Origin of the sequence: Streptomyces tricolor (assembly GCF_002155905.1) — a bacterium.
In the GTDB taxonomy this organism is placed as follows: Bacteria; Actinomycetota; Actinomycetes; order Streptomycetales; family Streptomycetaceae; genus Streptomyces; species Streptomyces tricolor.
On record NZ_MUMF01001091.1, the window covers coordinates 1 to 1,548 of the forward strand.

Annotated in this window: 1 protein-coding gene; it reads right to left on the minus strand. The window is 75.1% G+C overall.

Annotated elements, in window-relative coordinates; genetic code table 11:
* The coding region (locus CCN44_RS42915; protein ID WP_086704696.1) for a histidine kinase dimerization/phospho-acceptor domain-containing protein at window positions 1-1,488 on the minus strand (1,488 nt) is incomplete at its 3' end.
* Window positions 1,489-1,548: the final 60 nt, after the last annotated feature.

The following is a 1,548-nucleotide window of genomic DNA, read 5'->3' on the forward strand; positions in this document are numbered from 1 at the left end:
CAGGTCGCCGGCGCGCAGCGGCTCACGGTGCAGGCGCAGGGTGCCGGCGTCGGCCGCGGCGAGGTCCTGCAGGTCGTCGATGATCCGCTGGAGGACCAGCGCCTCTTCGTGCAGGGAGTCCAGCAGCGGCGGGTCGGGGTCGACGACGCCGTCCCGGACGACCTCCAGCCAGCCCCGGATGTTGGTGAGCGGACTGCGCAGCTCGTGCGCGATGTCGCTGACCATGGCCTTGCGCTGCGCCTCCAGGCGCTCGCGCCGCTCGGTCAGGTCGTTGAACGCCTCGGCGAGGATGCCGGTCTCGTCCCGGGTGGTCACCGGCACCCGCACATGCAGGTCGGGCGGCTGCTGCGCGGCGAGGGTGAGCGCGCGCAGCGGCCGTACCAGCCGGACGGCGACGACGGCGGTCACGGCGACGGTGACGGCGAGGACCAGTCCGGCCGCGCCGACCACCTTCGCCTTGTTGGCCGGTGACATGTCGAAGCGGGCCGGGTTCTGGTCGCCGATGCCGAGGAAGAGCTCGGCCGCCGGGGCGACGTACGGCTCCAGCTGGGTGCGGCGGGCGGTCTGCACGCACCGCTGGGCCGCCCGCGCGGTCTCGCCGGTGCCGAGCTTGGCGTACCTGGCGAGCAGGTAGCCGCCGGCGAAGGGGTCCTTGCCGCTGGGGTCGAAGGTCAGGAAGAGCCGTCCGCCGAGATCCAGGCCGGCCCGGCGCAGGCAGGGCCGGGTCAGGCCGGACAGGGTGTCCAGGGCCTTCTGCTCGGTCGGGGTGGGGGTGTTGAGGCGTCCGTCCTCGCACACGGTGGCGCCGTAGCCGGAGGGGTCGGTGCCGTCGGCGGTGGTGACGACCGGGCGCCCGCCGGCGGTCCGTACGACGGTGGCCTGCAGGCCGTAGCGCTCGTAGCACCGCTTGCGCTTGCCGGCCAGCGCGTCCAGGACGGCACGTTCCTCGGCCGGGAGGCGGTAGGGGCCCACCACGCGCGGGTCGATGCCGCTGAGCTGGGCGCCGGTCTCGGTGTAGGTGTCGGTGCGCAGCGGGTCGACGGTGGCGGCGGGCCGGGGCGGCAGCGGGGTGCCGCGGGGCGCGGAGTCGGCGACCAGGGTGCGGTCGGCGGTGGTGAGCGCGATGCGGCGGCCGGTGCGGGCGGCCAGCTGCCGCACGGTGCGGCGGGCGTCCGTCCAGTCGGCGTGGGTGGCGGCGTAGCCGCTGAGCTGGGCGAGGATGCGGTTGTCGGCCGCGAGGTCCTGGCCCTGCTCCTCCTTCAGGGCACTGGTGGTGGTGGTCACCGCGAGCCAGGCCGTGGCGGCCACCGAACAGACGGCGATCACCGCGGAGACGAACAGCAGCCGGACGACCAGCCGCTTCCGCAACGGAACCCGCCGCCGCCGGGCCACGGCGCTGTGCCGGCCGACCTGCTCGGGGCCGGCGACGGCGGGCTTCAGCCTGTACCGGGCGCAGTCCTCGGCGTTGTCGGCGACGTCGACGTCCATCACCAGGATCGCTACGCCGATGCCGTGCTCGCGCAGTACGTCGCCCTCCGCGACGCTGTC